This window comes from Rhodococcus ruber NBRC 15591 (genome assembly GCF_001894945.1).
In the GTDB taxonomy this organism is placed as follows: Bacteria; Actinomycetota; Actinomycetes; order Mycobacteriales; family Mycobacteriaceae; genus Rhodococcus; species Rhodococcus ruber.
The window spans coordinates 109775-127191 of the sequence record NZ_BCXE01000014.1 but is presented as its reverse complement, the minus strand read 5'-3'; the positions used below and the strand labels follow the sequence as shown (position 1 = coordinate 127191).

The window sequence follows — 17417 nt, the reverse complement described above, 5'->3', positions numbered from 1 at the left end:
TGGCCCGGGACCGACACGGTGTCGGTCCCGGTGGAGCGGACGAAGGTGGATACGGCGATGGCAGCAGGTGGACTCGGGCGCAGCGGACCGTTCGAGGTCGGTGACCGGGTGCAGCTCACCGACGCCAAGGGCCGCAAGTACACGGTGGTGCTCGAGGCGGGCAAGGAGTTCCACACCCACCGGGGCGGGATCCTGCACGACGCGCTGCTCGGCGCGGACGAGGGCAGCGTCGTCACCTCCACGAACGGCACCCCGTATCTGGCGTTGCGGCCGCTGCTGACGGACTACGTGCTGTCCATGCCGCGTGGGGCGCAGGTGATCTACCCGAAGGACGCCGCACAGATCGTGCACGAGGGTGATGTGTTCCCCGGTGCCCGGGTGCTCGAGGCCGGTGCCGGTTCGGGTGCGCTGACCTGTTCGCTGCTGCGGGCGGTGGGACCGACCGGCCGGGTGGTGTCCTACGAGGTGCGCGAGGATCACGCCGAGCATGCGGTGCGCAACGTCGAGACCTTCTTCGGGCAGCGTCCCGGGAACTGGGATCTGACGGTGGGGGACGTCGCGGACTACGACCTGGACCGGCACGGTCCGGTCGACCGGGTGGTGCTGGACATGCTGGCCCCGTGGGATGCTCTGCCGACGGCGGCGAAGGCGCTGGTGCCCGGTGGGGTGCTGATCGTGTATGTGGCGACGGTGACTCAGCTGTCGAAGGTGGTCGAGGCGCTGCGGGAGCAGACCTGCTGGACGGAACCGCGGTCGTGGGAGTCGATGGTGCGCGGCTGGCACGTGGTGGGTCTGGCGGTGCGGCCGGAGCACCGGATGCAGGGGCACACCGCGTTCCTGGTCAGCGCGCGCCGTCTCGCCGAGGGCACCGTCACGCCGAAGCCGCAGCGCCGGCCGAGCAAGGGCTGATCCGGCCGGGGGCCGAGCGCTCGGTCACCGGCAGGTCAGGGACCCCATCGCCAGGACCTGGCAGGTGCTCTCGTCCGCCAGGTGCCAGGTTCCGTCCTCCCGCTCGAACGTCATCGGCATCGGGGCGCCGCCGTGCGGGCCGGTGACCTGCACGGTCGCCGTGACCGTGTCGCCGTCGACGGACTCGACGGTGTCGACGTCGGCGGTGAGCGGGTAGCCGGCGAGCATCCCGTTGAACTGTTCGAGCAGCGCGGCCCGCGCCGCGCCGTTCTCGACGATCGCGGTCTTGTCGGCCGCCGGCACCGCCGGGTCGAAGAACGTCGCCAGCACGGCGTCGAGTTCGGCCGCGGACGCGGCGGACGGGGCGGCGGTGGACTGGACGGCGGTGGACTGGACGGCGGTGGACTGGACGGCGGTGGACTGGACGGCGGTGGACTGGACGGCGGTGGACTGGACGGCGGCACCGGTGGAGTCGCCGGTGGCGCAGGCCGGCAGCGCGGTCAGGGCGGTGGCGGCGACGGCGGCAGCTGCCCACCTGGTGCGAGTGGTCACGGAAGTCCTTTCGACCCGGCTGCGAGAAAGGCAAGGCTAACATCGGTCGTGGGGTCCCGGGTCGCCGCCGTGAGGAATCCGACACGCATTCGCCGCATGCCGATTTCGCGTCGCACCACACAGTCGGCCGTCTGCCGGTAGCGTGGAATGACCGATAGTGGAGGGAGTCGCACATGAGCTCGACAGAGAACCCGGATTCGGTTGCGGCGGCACAAGAACTCGAAGCGCTGCGCGCCGAGGCGACCGCCCTGCGGCGGCGGCTCGTCGAACCGTCCGAACAGGTCCGTGACCTCGAGGCCCGGCTCGACTCCCTGACCGTGCGCAACGGCAAGCTGATGGACACCCTCAAAGAGGCCCGCCAGCAGCTGATCACCCTGCGCGAGGAAGTCGACCGGCTCGGTCAGCCCCCCAGCGGTTACGGGGTGCTGCTCGGCATCTACGACGACCAGACCGTGGACGTGTTCACCTCCGGCCGCAAGATGCGGGTCACCGTGTCCCCGAACCTCGAACCCGAGTCGTTCGTCTCCGGACAGACGGTCCGGTTGAACGAGGCGCTGACCGTCGTCGAAGCCGGCGGCTTCGAGCGGGTCGGGGAGATCACCACCTTGCGCGAGGTCCTCGACGACGGCACCCGCGCCCTCGTGGTCGGACACGCCGACGAGGAACGCATCGTGTGGCTGGCCGCGCCGCTGGCCGCCGCGGCGGCAGCCGCGGCCGGGATCGTCGAGGTCGGCGAGGGCGGCGAGGACACCGAAGCGTCGTTCAAGCTGCGGCCGGGCGACTCGCTGCTGGTCGACAGCAAGGCCGGGTACGCCTTCGAGCGCATCCCCAAGGCCGAGGTCGAGGACCTCGTCCTCGAAGAGGTTCCCGACGTCGACTACAACGACATCGGTGGCCTCGGCCGGCAGATCGAACAGATCCGCGACGCGGTGGAACTGCCGTTCCTGCACAAGGACCTGTTCCGGGAATACGCGCTGCGCCCACCCAAGGGGGTGCTGCTCTACGGCCCGCCCGGCTGCGGCAAGACCCTCATCGCCAAGGCCGTCGCCAATTCGCTCGCCAAGAAGATCGCCGAGGCCCGCGGCGAGGATTCGAAGGAGGCCAAGTCCTACTTCCTCAACATCAAGGGCCCCGAACTGCTCAACAAGTTCGTCGGCGAGACCGAACGCCACATCCGGTTGATCTTCCAGCGGGCGCGGGAGAAGGCGTCCGAAGGCACCCCGGTGATCGTGTTCTTCGACGAGATGGACTCGATCTTCCGCACCCGCGGCTCCGGGGTGTCCTCCGACGTCGAGACCACGGTGGTGCCGCAGCTGCTGTCGGAGATCGACGGTGTCGAGGGCCTCGAGAACGTCATCGTGATCGGCGCGTCCAACCGGGAGGACATGATCGACCCGGCGATCCTGCGGCCCGGCCGGCTCGACGTGAAGATCAAGATCGAACGGCCCGACGCCGAGGCGGCACTGGACATCTTCTCCAAGTACCTCACCGAGGGACTGCCGGTGCACGCCGACGACCTCGCCGAGTTCGGCGGGCACCGCGGTGCGTGCGTGCGCGCGATGATCGAACGGGTCGTCGACCGGATGTACGCCGAGAGCGAGGAGAACCGCTTCCTCGAGGTGACGTACGCCAACGGTGACAAGGAGGTCCTGTACTTCAAGGACTTCAACTCCGGGGCGATGATCCAGAACATCGTCGACCGCGCCAAGAAGTACGCGATCAAGTCGGTGCTCGAGACCGGGGCACCGGGCCTGCGGGTGCAGCACCTGCTCGACTCCATCGTCGACGAATTCGCCGAGAACGAGGACCTGCCCAACACCACCAACCCGGACGACTGGGCACGGATCCCGGGCAAGAAGGGCGAACGCATCGTCTACATCCGCACCCTGGTCACCGGTAAGAACGCCAGCGCCAGCCGGGCGATCGACACCGAGTCGAACACCGGCCAGTACCTGTGACGCCGTCCCGGTGGGGCCGCCGCGGGGAGCGGCGGCCCCACCGGGACCCGACGCGACCGGCAGGAGGGTGAGCGTGCCGCTGCCCCGTGCCCTCGCCCGGTTCAACCGGGTGGTCACCAACCGGCTCGCCGGGCACCTGCCGGGCACGGCGATCGTCGAACATCGCGGCCGGCGCAGCGGGCGCCGCTATCGCACCCCGGTGCTGGTGTTCGGCCGCGCAGGCGGCTACCGCATCGCACTGACCTACGGTCCCCGGACCGACTGGGTGCGCAACGTGCGTGCCGCGGGCGGCTGCACCCTGCACCACCGCGGCCGCCGTCTCGACCTCGTCGACCCCGTCCTCGGCCGCGACCCGACGGCGGGCTGGGCGCCGCCCGGGGTCCGCCAGGTTCTGCGCGCGACCGGCTCGGTGGAGTTTCTCGACACCGCCGTCGCCCCACCTTCCGCCCGTCCCGGCCCGCCCGACCCGGCGCCGATCGCCTAACCTCGACGTCATGCAGCGGATCATCGGCATCGAGGTCGAGTACGGGATCTCCTCACCCAACGAGCCCACAGCGAACCCGATCCTCACGTCCACCCAGGCGGTGCTGGCGTACGCGGCCGCTGAGGGCGTGCCCCGCGCCAAGCGCACCCGCTGGGACTACGAGGTCGAATCCCCCCTGCGCGACGCCCGCGGCTTCGACCTGGGCCGGTTCAACGGCCCGGCCCCGGTCATCGACGCCGACGAGGTCGGCGCCGCCAACATGATCCTCACCAACGGCGCCCGGCTGTACGTCGACCACGCCCACCCGGAGTACTCGGCGCCGGAGGTCACCGACCCCCTCGACGCGGTCATCTGGGACAAGGCCGGCGAACGGGTGATGGAGGCGGCCGCCCGGCACGCCTCGAGCGTGCCCGGCGCGCCGCGCCTGCAGTTGTACAAGAACAACGTCGACGGCAAGGGCGCCTCGTACGGCACCCACGAGAACTACCTCATGGCCCGCGACACGCCGTTCTCGGCGGTGGTCGCGGGGTTGACCCCGTTCTTCGTCTCCCGGCAGGTGATCACCGGCTCCGGCCGGGTCGGCATCGGCCAGTCCGGCGACGAGGCCGGATTCCAGTTGTCGCAGCGCGCCGACTACATCGAGGTCGAGGTCGGGCTCGAGACCACCCTCAAGCGGGGCATCATCAACACCCGCGACGAGCCGCACGCCGACGCCGACAAGTACCGGCGCCTGCATGTCATCATCGGCGACGCCAACCTCGCCGAGATGTCGACCTACCTCAAGGTCGGCACCACCGCGCTGGTGCTGGATCTGATCGAGGCCGGTGTGGACCTGTCGGATCTGCAGCTGGCGCGGCCGGTCACCGCCGTGCACCACATCAGCCACGACCCCACGCTGCGCAAGACCGTGGCCCTGACCGACGGCCGGGAGCTGACCGGCCTGGCCCTGCAGCGGATCTACCACGAGCGGGTCGCGACGTTCCACGACGGCACCGACGACAAGCGGGTCCGCGACATCCTCGACAAGTGGGCGATGGTCCTCGACCTGCTCGAACGCGACCCCATGGACTGCGCGCACCTGCTGGACTGGCCGGCGAAACTGCGCCTGCTCGAGGGGTTCCGCAACCGGGAGGGCCTGGCGTGGTCGGCACCGCGGCTGCATCTGGTGGACCTGCAGTACTCCGACGTGCGGCTGGACAAGGGCCTGTACAACCGGCTCGTCGCCCGCGGCTCGATGGAGCGCCTGGTCGCCGAGCAGGATGTGCTCGACGCGGTGCATACCCCGCCGTCGGACACCCGCGCGTTCTTCCGCGGCGAATGCCTGCGCCGGTTCGGCGCCGACATCGCCGCCGCCAGCTGGGACTCGGTGATCTTCGACCTGGGCGGCGAATCGCTGGTGCGCATCCCCACCCTCGAGCCGCTGCGCGGCAGCCGCGCGCACGTCGGCAAGTTGCTCGACTCGGTGGATTCGGCGGCCGCGCTGGTCGACGAACTGACCAGCTGACCCGCCCGGGCGGGCGCGACACGCGCGTAGTCGCGCGGAGTGTCGCATCTGCTCGGTAGGGTGGAGGTCCGAGCAGTCGGTGCTCGCGCCGGTCGCGGCCGGGGCGGGCCCCACGAACGAACGAGGAGGTCGACCGCTATGGCTCAGGAGCGGACCACACGCGGTGGCGGAGGCGACGACGACGAGGTCGTCGGCGACGGCGGTGCCGGTCAGGAACGACGCGAGAAGCTCGCGGCCGAGACCGACGACCTGCTCGACGAGATCGACGACGTGCTCGAGGAGAACGCCGAGGACTTCGTGCGTGCGTACGTGCAGAAGGGCGGCCAGTGACAGCGGAGCGTTCGCCGATCCCGTTCCCCGTCCACCCGCCGCACATGCCGTTCGGTTCCCCGCTGTCCTCGTTCTCCGACCACCTGCGCCTGCACGCGCCGGAACTGCTGCCGGAGAACCGTCCCGGGCTGCGCGGCGCCGACGCGGACATCGCCCCGCACGGCACCACGATCGTCGCGGTGACGTTCGCCGGTGGGGTGCTGATCGCCGGTGACCGGCGCGCCACCATGGGCAACATGGTGGCCAGCCGGGACGTGCAGAAGGTGTTCGTCACCGACAGCTACTCCGCGGCCGGGATCGCCGGCACCGCCGGGCTGGCCGTCGAGCTCGTGCGCCTGTTCGCGGTGGAACTCGAGCACTACGAGAAGATCGAAGGTGTCCCGCTGACCTTCGACGGTAAGGCCAACCGGTTGTCGTCGATGGTGCGCGGCAACCTCGGGGCCGCGATGCAGGGCCTGGCGGTGGTCCCGCTGCTGGTCGGCTACGACCTCGAGGCGCCGGACCCGCAGCGCGCCGGCCGGATCGTGTCCTACGACGTGGTGGGGGGCCGCTACGAGGAGCGCGCCGGCTACCACGCGGTGGGCTCGGGGTCGTTGTTCGCCAAGTCGTCGCTCAAGAAGCTCTACCGCGCCGACGCGGACCAGGCGGCGGCGCTGCGCACCGTCGTCGAGGCCCTCTACGACGCCGCCGACGACGACACCGCCACCGGCGGCCCGGACACCGCCCGCGGCATCTATCCCACCGCGGTGGTCATCACCGCCGACGGCGCTGTCGAGGTACCGGAGCAGACATTGTCCGAGCTGGCCCGCACCGTCGTCGCGGACCGCACCGTCACCGAGTCCGGGCAGGGAGGTGCGCTGTGACGCTGCCGTACTATGCGTCCGCCGAGCAGATCATGCGCGATCGCTCGGAACTGGCGCGCAAGGGCATCGCGCGGGGCCGCAGTGTGGTCGTGCTGATCTACGCCGACGGGGTGGTGTTCGTTGCCGAGAACCCGTCGAAGGCCCTGCACAAGGTCAGTGAACTGTACGACCGCATCGGATTCGCCGCGGTCGGCAAGTACAACGAGTTCGAGAACCTGCGGCGCGCCGGGATCGTGCACGCCGACATGCGCGGCTATTCCTACGACCGGCGCGATGTGACCGTGCGGTCGCTGGCCAACGCCTACGCCCAGACCCTGGGCACCATCTTCACCGAGCAGCCCAAGCCGTACGAGGTGGAGATCTGCGTCGCCGAGGTCGGCCGCGCCGAGTCCGCCGACACGGCGCAGCTGTACCGCATCACCTACGACGGGTCGATCGTCGACGAACCGCAGTTCGTGGTGATGGGTGGGCACACCGAACCCATCGCCACCGCGCTACGCGAGTCGTACCGGCCGGGGCTGTCCCTCGCCGAGGCGGTGCAGGTCGCAGTGCAGGCCTTGCAGCAGGTGCCCGCCGCCGGACCCGAGAACGGCACCCGGGTGCTCGGCCGCGCCGAACTCGAGGTGGCGGTGCTCGAGAAGCCCCGCCCGCGCCGCGCGTTCCGCCGCATCACCGGCGCCGCGCTCGACCAGTTGCTGCCGGGCAGTGACACCGCCGGGGCGGGCAGTGACACCGCCGGGGCGGACGGAGCGGAGCCCGCTCAGGGTTCCTGATCGACGGGCCGGTAGACGGTCAGCGCGCCGGGGGCGCTGCGGAACTCGAACCGCGTGCCCTCGGCGAGGACCTCACCGTCGGTGGCCAGGGCGACCCGCCCGTCACGCACCCGCACCGACAGCGCCGGCGCATCGCGCCGCACGTGGATCGGGGACCCGGCGAGGCTGCCGGTGGCCGCGGCCGCGAGCAGTCGCGTCCGCGACCAGTGCAGATCGGCCCGCAGATACCGCACGTCCAGGGTCCCGGTGTCGAGGCGGGGCCGTGACATCGGCACCCGATCGTCCGGTGCGTACCGTCCGTTGCCGACGAACAGCAACCACACCGCGGTGGGCACCCCGTCCAGCGACACCCGCAGCGGGCTCGCGGTCGCGAGGACCGCGGCCAACGCCGCCGCGGCGGCCGGCCACTTGCCGATCCGCGGCTCCCAGCGTTCGCGCAGCCGCACCGAGTCCGGATAGCCGCCCACGCTGGCGGTGTTGACGAACACCGGGCCACCCTCCGGCCCGGACCTGTCGACCTGTACCCGGCCGAGATCCACGCGCTGGGCCTGCCCGCGCTCGACCGCGCGCACGGTCTGCTCCAGGTCGAGCAGCCCGGCGTCGCGCGCGAAATGGTTCAGGGTGCCGCCCGGGAACACCGCCAGCGGCAGGCCGTGCGCCACGGCCGCGCCGGCCGCGGCCCGCACGGTGCCGTCCCCGCCGTGTACGCCGAGCGCCGCGGGGGCGTGCTCGGCGACGTACCGGTCGAGTTGGGCGGTGAACTCCTGGTCCGGGTCGAGGACGATCACCCGTGCCCGGGGCAGCGCCGCGGCGATCGCGTCCGCGCCGTCGTCCCGGCCCGCGTCGGGGTTGACCAGCACCAGCAGGTCCCGGCCCTGCGGCAGGGCGGGGGCCGGGGTGGGTGGGCCCAGCCGGGCGGGCTCCTCGGTGCGGACCGCCCACCAGCGCCGGGTGGCCAGGGCCACCGCCGTGCCGAGGGCGACGCCGGTGACCACGTCGGCCGGCCAGTGCACCCCGGTGTGCACCCGGGAGTAGGCGACCGCCGCGGCCACCGGCGCGAGCACGGCCCCCGCCAGCGGGGATTCGAGGGCCATCCCGGTGGCGAAGGCCGCCGCCGACGCCGAATGCCCGGACGGGAACGACGACGAGCGTGGCGTCGGCAGCGAGCGGCGCAGCGGCCCGTCCTGCCGGGCCGGGGGGCGGCGGCGCGGCAGCAGCGGCTTGAGCACCCCGTTGGCCAGGGCGCTGGCCCCGCCCAGGGCCAGCAGGCCGCGGACGGCGCCGCGCCGGGGCCGTCCGCCCATCGCGGCGCACGCCGCGGCGCAGCCCAGCCACAGCCGACCGTGGTCGGCGGCGCGGCTCAGGCCGCGCAGCACGGGGTCGGCGGGGGAGGGCCGCAGGGCGGCGCTGCCCGCGAACAGGGACCGGTCCAGGCGTGTCAACGGTGCGGGGGCGAACATCACGGGTTCGACGGTAATCCCGTTGCGGCTCATGCTCGGTGATTCCGCGCGGTACTGTCGAAGTGTGCAGCGACGAATCATGGGCATCGAGACGGAGTTCGGCGTCACGTGCACCTTCCACGGGCACCGGCGGCTGAGCCCGGACGAGGTCGCCCGGTATCTGTTCCGCCGGGTGGTGTCCTGGGGGCGCAGCTCGAACGTGTTCCTCCGCAACGGGGCGCGCCTGTACCTGGACGTCGGGTCGCACCCGGAGTACGCCACGGCCGAATGCGACGACCTTCTCCAGCTCGTCGAGCACGATCACGCCGGCGAGCGGGTGCTCGAGGAACTGCTGATCGACGCCGAGCAGCGCCTCGCCGAGGAGGGCATCGGCGGGGACATCTACCTGTTCAAGAACAACACCGACTCGGCCGGCAACTCCTACGGCTGCCACGAGAACTACCTCGTGGTGCGGGCGGGGGAGTTCTCCCGCATCTCGGACGTGCTGCTGCCGTTCCTGGTGACGCGGCAGTTGATCTGCGGCGCCGGGAAGGTGCTGCAGACCCCCAAGGCGGCCACGTTCTGCCTGTCGCAGCGCGCCGAGCACATCTGGGAGGGCGTGTCGTCGGCGACCACCCGGTCCCGGCCGATCATCAACACCCGCGACGAGCCGCACGCCGACGCCGAGAAGTACCGGCGGTTGCACGTGATCGTCGGGGACTCGAACATGTCCGAGACCACCACGATGCTCAAGGTCGGCTCCGCGTCGCTGGTGCTCGAGATGATCGAGGCCGGGGTGGCGTTCCGCGACTTCGCGCTCGACAATCCGATCCGGGCCATCCGGGAGGTCAGCCACGACCTGACCGGGCGCAGGCCGGTGCGCCTGGCCGGTGGCCGGCAGGCCAGCGCCCTCGACATCCAGCGCGAGTATCACGGCCGGGCGGTGGAGTACCTGCGCACCCGCGAACCCGATCCGCACGTCGAGCAGGTGGTGGATCTGTGGGGCCGGGTGCTCGACGCGGTCGAGTCGCAGGACTTCGCGAAGGTCGAAACCGAGGTCGACTGGGTGATCAAGCGCAAGCTGTTCCAGCGCTACCAGGACCGCTACGACCTGGAGCTGTCCGACCCGAAGATCGCCCAGCTGGACCTGGCGTACCACGACATCAAACGCGGGCGCGGGGTGTTCGACCTGCTTCAGCGCAAGGGCCTGGCCACGCGGCTGACCGACGACGAGTCCGTCGACGCGGCCGTGCACACCCCGCCGCAGACCACCCGGGCGAAGCTGCGCGGCGACTTCATCGCCGCCGCGCAGGACGCGGGCCGCGACTTCACCGTGGACTGGGTGCACCTCAAGCTCAACGATCAGGCGCAGCGCACGGTCCTGTGCAAGGACCCGTTCCGCTCGGTCGACGAACGCGTCGAACGGCTCATCGCCTCGATGTAGGAGCGCCCCGGGGTCGCCGGCAGAGGGGCCGGCGTCCGGTAACCGGGTCGACCGGCGGGCGGGGGATTAGGCTGCACCGCGTGGCGAATTCCAAAGTCGAGCGGCTGGTGAACCTGGTCATCTGCCTGTTGTCCACCCGCCAGTTCCTCACCGCCGAGAAGATCCGCGCCTCCGTCGCCGGATACGACGACTCGGGCAGCGACGAGGCGTTCAGCCGCATGTTCGAACGCGACAAGAACGAGCTGCGCGATCTGGGGATCCCCCTCGAGACCGGCATGCCGTCCCGGTTCTCCACCGTCGAGGGCTACCGCATCAACCGCGACGCCTACGAACTGCCCGAGATCGAACTGACCAGCGCCGAGGCCGCGGCGGTCGCGGTGGCGGCGGCGCTGTGGGAGTCACCGGAGCTCACCTCCGCGGCGCAGGGCGCGCTGCTCAAGCTGCGCGCCGCCGGGGTGCAGGTCGATGCCGATCCGGCGGGCGCGATCACCGCGATGCCCACCCGCAGTCGCGGTTCCGAGCCGGTGCTGGGGCGGCTGCTCGCCGCCGTCGACGCGCGCCGCGCGGTGCGGTTCCGGCACCGCAGTTCCCCGACCGACCCGTGGACCGAGCGCACCGTCGAGCCGTGGGGGGTGGTCACGGTGCACGGTCGCTGGTATCTGGTGGGGTTCGACCGGGACCGGGGGGCGCCGCGCACCTTCCGGCTCTCCCGGATCGACGACGACATCACCGAGTTCGGTCCTGCCGGGGCCGTGCGGATCCCCGAGGGGGTGGACCTGCGGGCGCACGCCCGCGCCGCCACCGCCACCGGCGACGTGACCGGTCATGCCCGGGTGTGGGTCGCGGACGGGCGCGCATTCGAACTGCGCCGGCTCGGCACCGAGCACGAGCGCCGCGTGGTGGGCGCCCGGCCCGGCACGGTCCTGGACGTGCCGGTGCGGTCGTGGGAGTGGATCGGGCGGGTGATCGCCGGGCAGGGCGCCGACGCGCTGGTGCTCGACCCGCCGGAGTTGCGCGAGGAGGTGCGCCGCACCCTGGCCCGGGTGCTGGCCACCCCGACGGTCGCGGCCGGCGCCGGCACCAACAGCGGCGTGGCCGCCGAGCGGGGGGAGCACCGATGAGCACACGTCTGTCCGGTCGGCTGACCCGGCTGCTGAACCTGGTGCCCTACTTCCTGGCCCATCCGGGGATCAGCGCCGCCGAGGCCGCGCGCGATCTCGGGGTCACCCCGAAGCAGATCATGGACGACCTGAATCAGCTGTGGGTGTGCGGGCTACCCGGCTACGGTCCCGGCGACCTGATCGATCTGTCGTTCTCCGAGGACAGCATCGTGGTCACCTTCACCGCCGGGATCGACCGGCCGCTGCGGCTGACGTCCACCGAGGCCACGGCGCTGCTGGTGGCGTTGCGGTCGCTGGTGGAGATGCCCGGTGTGGTCGACCCCACCGCGGCGCTCGGGGCGATCGCGAAGATCGAGGCGGCGGCCGGCACGGCCGCGGCCACCGCCCGCCCCCCGGCCCCCACACCTCCGGTCGCCGAGGATCCGGTGGCGGCGACGGTGCGGTCGGCCGTGCAGCACGGACGGGCGCTGCACCTGACCTACTATTCGGCCTCCCGCGACGCGGTGTCCGAACGCGACGTCGATCCGATCCGGATCGTGCTGGTCGGGGAGCAGACCTACCTGCAGGCCTGGTGCCGCGCCGCCGACGGGGTGCGGCTGTTCCGGTTCGACCGCATCGACGCCGCCACCGAACTCGACGAACCGGCGGATCCGCCCGAGCGGGCGCTGGACGAGGACGACCACCTCGACCTGTTCGCGGGGGACCCGGCGCTGCCGGCGGCACGGTTGCGCATCGAGTCCGGCTACGGGTGGCTGCTCGACTACTATCCGCTCACCGATGTGCAGGCCCACGAGGACGGCGTCGTCGACGCGGTGATGCACTACGCGTCGCTGGACTGGATGGCGCGCCTGGCCGTCGGCCTCGGCGCGGGGGTGCGGGTGCTCGGCCCGCCGGAGCTGGTCGCGGCGGTGCGGGACCGGGCGCAGGCGGCGCTGACGGCGTACGACGCGCTCGCCGGGAACGGTGTGTGAAGCCGCTGCGAACTCCCTGTGAACGCCCCTGTGCGGCGCGCCGCGGCAAGGGCGGTCCGGTAGCATCGACGCCAGCAGATCAGTGGAGGTTGATAATGGGTGCAATGAGCCCCTGGCACTGGGCCATCGTCGCGATCGTCGTGATCATCCTGTTCGGTTCGAAGAAGCTGCCCGATGCGGCTCGCGGTCTCGGCCGGTCGCTGCGCATCTTCAAGAGCGAGGTCAAGGAGATGCAGAACGACGATGCGCGCCCCGCGCAGCAGCCGGCTCCGAGCCCGTTGCCGCCGGCCCAGCCGCCCCAGGCCCCCGTGGAGCCGCAGACGCAGACGTCGCAGCCCGAATCGCGTTCGGCCTGACCGTACTACCCTGACCGGGACATCCGCGCGGATGTCCCGGTCCTCCGCTGATCCCGGCGGCCGTGACAGGAGCTGAGAACCGCACCGTGCGCATCCCGTTCGATCCGCGTCGAAGCCGACGCAAGACCAATCCCGACGGCACCATGTCGCTGGTCGAGCACCTCTACGAACTGCGCACCCGTCTGCTCATCGCCCTCGCCGCGGTGGTCCTCACCACGATCGTCGGGTTCGTCTGGTACAGCACCGGCCTGTTCGGGCTGCCGAGCCTCGGCGAGATCCTGCGGGGCCCCTACTGTGATCTGCCGGCGTCCGCGCGCGCCGACATCAGCCCCGACGACAGCTGCCGGCTGCTCGCCACCGGGCCGTTCGAGCAGTTCATGCTGCGGCTGAAGGTGGCGCTGACCGCGGGCATCGTGCTCGCCTGCCCGATCTGGCTGTACGAGCTGTGGGCGTTCATCACCCCCGGGCTGTATGCGAAGGAACGCCGCTACGCGATCGGGTTCGTCGTCTCCGGCGCGGCACTGTTCGTCGCGGGCGCCGTCCTGGCCTACCTGGTGGTCTCGCACGCGTTGTCGTTCCTGCTCACCGTCGGCAACGACGTGCAGGTCACCGCGCTGTCGGGCTCGGAGTACTTCGGGTTCATCATCAACCTGCTCGTGATCTTCGGGGTGTCCTTCGAGATCCCCCTCGTCATCGTCGCCCTCAACGCCGTCGGGATCCTCAGCTACGCCAAGCTCAAGGCGTGGCGGCGGGGGCTGATCATGGCGATGTTCGTCTTCGCGGCCGTCGCCACCCCGGGGCAGGACCCGTTCTCGATGCTGGCGCTGGCCGCGGCCCTGACCGTGCTGCTCGAGCTGGCCATCCAGATCGCCCGCCTCAACGACAAGCGCCGGGCCCGCCGCGACCGGGAACAGGGCTGGGGTGACCTCGACGACGACGAGAGCTCGCCGATCACCCCGCCGGCCCCGGTGCCGGCGCCCACCTCCACGCCGCCGCCCGGGCCCGCGTCCGCCGACTACTCCGACACCCTCTAGTCGCCTGTGACCGATTCACCCGACACCGGATCCACCGCGCCCCCGCCGGCGTCCCGGCTCGCCGAGTTCACCGCCGGGCTGCCCTTCCCGCTCGACCCGTTCCAGGTGCAGGCCTGCCGCGCCCTCGAGGGCGGGCACGGCGTGCTCGTGTGCGCCCCCACCGGCGCCGGCAAGACCGTGGTCGGGGAGTTCGCCGTGCATCTGGCGCTGCGTGCCGGCAGCAAGTGCTTCTACACCACCCCCATCAAGGCACTGAGCAACCAGAAGTATGCCGATCTGGTCGCCCGCTACGGCAAGGCCGCGGTCGGGCTGCTCACCGGTGATCAGTCCGTCAACCCGGACGCCCCGGTGGTGGTGATGACCACCGAGGTGCTGCGCAACATGCTCTACGCGTCCTCGACCACCCTGATCGGGCTGACCCACGTGGTGATGGACGAGGTGCACTTCCTCGCCGACCGGTTCCGCGGCGCGGTGTGGGAGGAGGTCATCCTGCACCTGCCCGAGGACGTGCGCCTGGTCAGCCTGTCCGCGACCGTCTCCAACGCCGAGGAGTTCGGTGACTGGATGGAGACCGTGCGCGGGGACACCGCCGTCGTCGTCGACGAGGTGCGGCCCATTCCGCTGCACCAGCACGTCATGGTCGGTCCCCGCATCTTCGACCTGTTCGAATCCGCCGCACACCCGGACGCGGCGGACGGCACCGGTCGCCGCGGGGTCGTGGTCAACCGGGAACTCGTCGAGCAGGTGCGCCGCCGCGCCGCCCTCGACTCGGCCGGCCGGTGGGGCGGGCCCCGCGGGCGCATCGGGTTCCGGCCGCTGCCGCGCCCGGAGGTCGTCGCCCGCCTCGACCGGGAAGGGTTGTTGCCGGCGATCACGTTCGTCTTCAGCCGCGCCGGCTGCGACGCCGCCGTCGGTCAGTGCCTGCGCGCCGGGCTGCACCTGACCTCCGAGGCCGAGATCGCGCAGATCCGGGCGGTCGTCGACGAGCACACCGGCGACCTGCCGCGCGCCGACCTCGAGGTGCTCGGCTTCCGGGAGTGGCGCGCCGCCCTCGAACGCGGCATCGCCGCCCACCATGCCGGCATGCTCCCGGCGTTCCGGCACACCGTCGAGGATCTGTTCGTCCGCGGCCTGGTGCGCGCGGTGTTCGCCACCGAAACCCTCGCCCTGGGCATCAACATGCCGGCCCGCACCGTGGTGCTCGAGAAGCTGGTCAAGTACAACGGCGAAACCCACGCCGAACTCACCCCGGGCGAGTACACCCAGCTCACCGGGCGGGCCGGACGGCGCGGCATCGACGTCGAGGGCCACGCGGTGGTGCTGTGGCAGCCGGGTCTCGAGCCCGCCGACGTCGCCGGGCTCGCCTCCACCCGCACGTTCCCGCTGCGCAGCTCGTTCCGACCGTCGTACAACATGGCGGTCAACCTGATCGACGCGGTCGGCGCCGAACACTCGCGGGCACTGCTGGAACGGTCCTTCGCGCAGTTCCAGGCGGACAAGTCGGTCGTCGGCCTGACCCGTGGCATCGAGCGCAACGAGAAGGCCCTCGCCAAGCTGCGCGACCAGCTCGGCGGCGAGGACGGCGAAATCCTCGACTACCTGCAGCTGCGCGAGGAACTGACCCAGCTCGAACGTGCCCGCGAACGCCAGGCGCGGCAGGACCGCCGGCAGGCGGCGGTCGCGTCGCTGCTCGCGCTGCGCCGCGGCGACATCGTCGCCATCCCCGGCGGCCGACGCACCGGCCTGGCCGTCGTCCTCGAGACCGACACCGATGTCACCGATCCCCGGCCGCTCGTGGTCACCGCGGACGCCTGGTCCGGCCGGGTGTCGGCCGCGGACTTCCCGGCCCCGGCGACCGCATTGGGGAAGCTCCGGCTGCCCCGACACGCCGACGCCCGCACCGCCCGGGCCCGCCGGGACCTCGCATCGGCGCTGCGCAGCACCGGGATTTCCGCGCCGCGCCGACCCAAGCGCGCCAAGCACGGCGACAGCCGCGAAATCGACACGCTGCGGCGGCGGCTGCGCCGGCATCCGGCCCACCAGCATCCCGATCTCGACCGTCTCGCCCGGCTCGGGGAACGCTACAACCGGCTGGGCCGGGAGGTGGCCCAGATGCGCCGCCAATCCGCGGCCACCACCAATTCCCTCGCACGCACCTTCGAGCGGATCGTCGCGTTGCTGACCGAGCGGGGCTACCTCACCGCCGGCGACGATCCGTCGACCACCGAGGCGGGGGAGCGGCTCGCCCGCATCTACAGCGAGAGCGACCTGCTGGTCGCCGAATGCCTGCGCCACGGGGTGTGGGCCGGGCTCTCGCCCGCCGAGCTCGCCGCGGTCGTCTCGGCCGTGGTGTACGAAGCCCGCGCCGAGGAGGGCGCCACCGAGTACGGGCCGACCGGGCCGCTGCGTCGCGCGCTCGCCGACACCGTCCGTCTGTGCGGACAGCTGCGCGCCGACGAGGTCCGCTTCAAGCTGCCCCCGACCCGGGAACCGGATCCCGGATTCGTCGACGCCATCTACACGTGGGTGAGCACCCAGTCGTTGACCGAGGCTCTGCTCGCCGCCGGCACCGCCGGACGTGACCTGTCGGCGGGCGATTTCGTGCGCTGGTGCCGGCAGGTCATCGATCTGCTCGATCAGATCCGCACCGGCGCCGTCGACCCGCAGCTCGCCAAGACGGCCGCCCGCGCGATCGGCGCGATCCGGCGCGGTGTCGTCGCGGTCGATGCGGCGTGAAGACACCGCGTGTGGTTTGATACGCGCGCTGCCACACGGCTTCCTCGTGATGGGTGGGGTGCTACGACTACGGTAATTGGACACAGCGAAGGCAGGTGGAGGCGACAATGAGCGGTCCGCACGACCCGCAGGATTCCGACGATTCGACCAAGCAGTGGGCGCCGTCGCCCCCGCCGTCCTCCGGAGCCGAGCAGGGGCCGGCACCGACGCAGGCGTTCGGCACACCGCAGCAGGGCCAGGCTCCCGGGCAGTCGTGGGCGCAGCAGGGCCCAGGCCAGCCCCAGCAGGGCCAGCCGCAGTGGGGGCAGCCGCAGCAGGGCCAGCCGCAACAGGGCCAGCCACAACAGGGCCAGCCGCAGCAGGGCCAGTGGGGACAGCAGCAACCCGGTCAGCCGCAAGGCCAGCAGTGGGGGCAGCAGCCCGGCCAGCAGTGGGGACAACCGCAACAGGGCCAGCCGCAACAGGGCCAGTGGGGACAGCAGCAGCCCGGTCAGCCGCAAGGCCAGCAGTGGGGACAACCGCAGCAGGGGCAGCCGCAGCAGGGCCAGTGGGGACAGCAGCAGCCCGGTCAGCCGCAAGGCCAGCAATGGACCGGCGCGAACCAGTGGAATGCCGGTGCACCGCAGACGAAGTCGAAGACCGGCCTGATCGTCGGCCTGGCCGTCGCTGCGCTCGTGCTGATCGGGGCGATCATCGGCGCCGTCCTGCTCTTCGGCGGCACCGACACCCTCGACCCCGAGGCCGCGCAGGCCGGCGTCGAGAAGGTCCTCACCGAGTCGTACGGCGCAACCGACGTCTCCGACGTGCAGTGCCCGGACGGTGAAGAAGTCAAGGCGGGCAACAGCTTCGAGTGCACCCTCACGGTGGACGGGCAGTTCCGGACGGTGACCTTGACCTTCACCGACGACGAGGGCACCTACGAGGTCAGCCGGCCCAACTGAGC

General features: G+C 71.7%; 16 protein-coding genes. 14 read left to right on the top strand and 2 right to left on the bottom strand.

The features are described from left to right. Positions 1-57 precede the first annotated feature (57 nt). Positions 58-909, top strand: a complete 852-nt coding sequence (locus RR3_RS09925) for a tRNA (adenine-N1)-methyltransferase (RefSeq protein ID WP_010596458.1) — start codon at positions 58-60, stop codon at positions 907-909. A gap of 24 nt (positions 910-933) precedes the next feature. Here RR3_RS09925 and RR3_RS09920 read toward each other — a convergent pair whose 3' ends face one another. Continuing rightward, positions 934-1461, bottom strand: a complete 528-nt coding sequence (locus RR3_RS09920) for a WKL family lipoprotein (protein ID WP_064066613.1) — start codon at positions 1459-1461, stop codon at positions 934-936. Positions 1462-1634: 173 nt separating this feature from the next. On the opposite strand from RR3_RS09920, the gene arc reads away from it, so the two are divergent. From arc to prcA, 6 genes are all read left to right on the top strand, one after another. Continuing rightward, the gene (arc, locus tag RR3_RS09915; RefSeq protein WP_064066612.1) at positions 1635-3419 is read left to right on the top strand and encodes a proteasome ATPase; all 1785 of its coding nucleotides are present in this window, start codon (positions 1635-1637) and stop codon (positions 3417-3419) included. 73 nt (positions 3420-3492) lie between these two features. Then, positions 3493-3903 (top strand): nitroreductase family deazaflavin-dependent oxidoreductase, encoded by a 411-nt coding sequence (locus tag RR3_RS09910; protein WP_064066611.1) that lies wholly within the window; start codon positions 3493-3495, stop codon positions 3901-3903. Positions 3904-3913: 10 nt separating this feature from the next. Further along, the gene (dop, locus tag RR3_RS09905; RefSeq protein ID WP_010596453.1) at positions 3914-5407 is read left to right on the top strand and encodes a depupylase/deamidase Dop; all 1494 of its coding nucleotides are present in this window, start codon (positions 3914-3916) and stop codon (positions 5405-5407) included. A 138-nt stretch (positions 5408-5545) separates the two neighbouring features. Beyond that, on the top strand, positions 5546-5737 hold the full coding sequence (locus RR3_RS09900) for a ubiquitin-like protein Pup (RefSeq protein ID WP_003937722.1): 192 nt from the start codon (positions 5546-5548) through the stop codon (positions 5735-5737). 44 nt (positions 5738-5781) lie between these two features. After that, on the top strand, positions 5782-6600 hold the full coding sequence (gene prcB / locus RR3_RS09895; RefSeq protein WP_017681810.1) for a proteasome subunit beta: 819 nt from the start codon (positions 5782-5784) through the stop codon (positions 6598-6600). Further along, a complete protein-coding gene (prcA, locus tag RR3_RS09890) occupies positions 6597-7373 on the top strand; it encodes a proteasome subunit alpha (protein ID WP_064066610.1) in 777 nt (258 codons plus the stop codon). The genes prcB and prcA overlap by 4 nt, the downstream gene beginning before the upstream one ends. Here the strand turns inward: prcA and RR3_RS09885 are convergent. Continuing rightward, positions 7361-8833 (bottom strand): bifunctional phosphatase PAP2/diacylglycerol kinase family protein, encoded by a 1473-nt coding sequence (locus tag RR3_RS09885; protein ID WP_072786408.1) that lies wholly within the window; start codon positions 8831-8833, stop codon positions 7361-7363. The two genes, prcA and RR3_RS09885, sit on opposite strands and share 13 nt — an antisense overlap. Positions 8834-8897: 64 nt before the next feature. Here RR3_RS09885 and pafA point away from each other — a divergent pair, with 64 nt between their 5' ends. The 7 genes from pafA to RR3_RS09850 all read left to right on the top strand — a co-directional run bounded on the left by pafA (position 8898) and on the right by RR3_RS09850 (position 17415). Further along, a complete protein-coding gene (gene pafA, locus RR3_RS09880; RefSeq protein WP_003937216.1) occupies positions 8898-10256 on the top strand; it encodes a Pup--protein ligase in 1359 nt (452 codons plus the stop codon). A gap of 80 nt (positions 10257-10336) precedes the next feature. Further along, on the top strand, positions 10337-11377 hold the full coding sequence (locus RR3_RS09875; protein WP_017682295.1) for a helix-turn-helix transcriptional regulator: 1041 nt from the start codon (positions 10337-10339) through the stop codon (positions 11375-11377). Beyond that, positions 11374-12348 (top strand): helix-turn-helix transcriptional regulator, encoded by a 975-nt coding sequence (locus RR3_RS09870; protein ID WP_017682296.1) that lies wholly within the window; start codon positions 11374-11376, stop codon positions 12346-12348. Before RR3_RS09875 ends, RR3_RS09870 begins: the two co-directional genes overlap by 4 nt. A gap of 95 nt (positions 12349-12443) precedes the next feature. Continuing rightward, the gene (gene tatA, locus RR3_RS09865) at positions 12444-12704 is read left to right on the top strand and encodes a Sec-independent protein translocase subunit TatA (protein ID WP_026138124.1); all 261 of its coding nucleotides are present in this window, start codon (positions 12444-12446) and stop codon (positions 12702-12704) included. Positions 12705-12790: 86 nt separating this feature from the next. Then, positions 12791-13738 carry a twin-arginine translocase subunit TatC gene (tatC, locus tag RR3_RS09860; RefSeq protein WP_017682297.1) on the top strand — a complete coding sequence of 316 codons (948 nt, stop codon included), beginning with the start codon at positions 12791-12793 and terminating at the stop codon, positions 13736-13738. A 6-nt stretch (positions 13739-13744) separates the two neighbouring features. Continuing rightward, complete coding sequence (locus RR3_RS09855; RefSeq protein WP_017682298.1) at positions 13745-16474, top strand: DEAD/DEAH box helicase; 2730 nt, start codon at positions 13745-13747, stop codon at positions 16472-16474. A 107-nt stretch (positions 16475-16581) separates the two neighbouring features. After that, complete coding sequence (locus RR3_RS09850) at positions 16582-17415, top strand: DUF4333 domain-containing protein (RefSeq protein ID WP_072786402.1); 834 nt, start codon at positions 16582-16584, stop codon at positions 17413-17415. Positions 17416-17417: the final 2 nt, after the last annotated feature.

What these genes read in the sequence shown, in the direction of transcription:
- tatA (WP_026138124.1), top strand. Translation starts at nt 12,444, where the DNA reads ATGGGTGCAATGAGCCCCTGGCACTGGGCCATCGTCGCGATCGTCGTG.
- RR3_RS09900 (WP_003937722.1), top strand. Translation starts at nt 5,546, where the DNA reads ATGGCTCAGGAGCGGACCACACGCGGTGGCGGAGGCGACGACGACGAG.
- dop (WP_010596453.1), top strand. Translation starts at nt 3,914, where the DNA reads ATGCAGCGGATCATCGGCATCGAGGTCGAGTACGGGATCTCCTCACCC.
- RR3_RS09925 (WP_010596458.1), top strand. Translation starts at nt 58, where the DNA reads ATGGCAGCAGGTGGACTCGGGCGCAGCGGACCGTTCGAGGTCGGTGAC.
- RR3_RS09870 (WP_017682296.1), top strand. Translation starts at nt 11,374, where the DNA reads ATGAGCACACGTCTGTCCGGTCGGCTGACCCGGCTGCTGAACCTGGTG.
- prcB (WP_017681810.1), top strand. Translation starts at nt 5,782, where the DNA reads ATGCCGTTCGGTTCCCCGCTGTCCTCGTTCTCCGACCACCTGCGCCTG.
- RR3_RS09850 (WP_072786402.1), top strand. Translation starts at nt 16,582, where the DNA reads ATGAGCGGTCCGCACGACCCGCAGGATTCCGACGATTCGACCAAGCAG.
- arc (WP_064066612.1), top strand. Translation starts at nt 1,635, where the DNA reads ATGAGCTCGACAGAGAACCCGGATTCGGTTGCGGCGGCACAAGAACTC.
- RR3_RS09885 (WP_072786408.1), bottom strand. Translation starts at nt 8,833, where the DNA reads ATGTTCGCCCCCGCACCGTTGACACGCCTGGACCGGTCCCTGTTCGCG.